Source organism: Vibrio sp. YT-19(2023) (assembly GCF_033337395.1).
In genome coordinates this window covers 1-621 of record NZ_JAWOQN010000704.1, presented here as the reverse complement: position 1 = coordinate 621, position 621 = coordinate 1, and the positions used below count along the sequence as shown (strand labels likewise).

The window sequence follows — 621 nt, the reverse complement described above, 5'->3', positions numbered from 1 at the left end:
TTTTGGGTTCTCGATAACAGTTGGGTAAAACAGCTTATTGCTGAGCCGTGTGAAGAGTGCTTATTCGTAAAATTTGAATATCACGAACCTATGTTTGGTGCCCTTTCAATCAGTCGCGGCATGCCAAACATTATTGATGAAGAGAATGCGCTATCGAGCGAGTTTTTCTTCTCTGACGAATCTCAGGCCAACATGCTCATCAAGATTTACAGTGGTGAAGCCTTGGCCGCATACGCGAATCAGCGTCTTTTCGTGTGGGGTGTGCCTGCTACTTTGATTCTTGGGATTGTGTTTGCGCTGTTTTATATCTCAAGTAAAAGCCTAAGAAAGTCTATCAAAGGGCTGATTCAAAACGGCATCAATAGCGGCGAATTTATCCCTTATTATCAAGCTATTGTGGATAGCAGAGATGGCCAAACTGTAGGTTATGAAGCGTTGGTTCGTTGGTCAAGACGCGATGGTTTGGTGCCACCTAATATGTTTATTGGCGCCGCAGAAGAGAGCGGATTGATTGTTCCGATGACGAACCAGATGATTCGCAAAATCATCCAAGATCTTGAGTCACTGCCTGAGTCGATTTGGGTGAGTGTCAATATTGTCTCTTCTCATTTAGAAACCGGT

1 protein-coding gene is annotated in these 621 nt (G+C 44.0%); it reads left to right on the top strand.

All coding sequences use genetic code 11. From position 1 onward, the window contains the following. Positions 1–621: EAL domain-containing protein (locus R7E78_RS27985; protein ID WP_318058868.1), on the top strand; the 621-nt coding region annotated here is incomplete at both ends.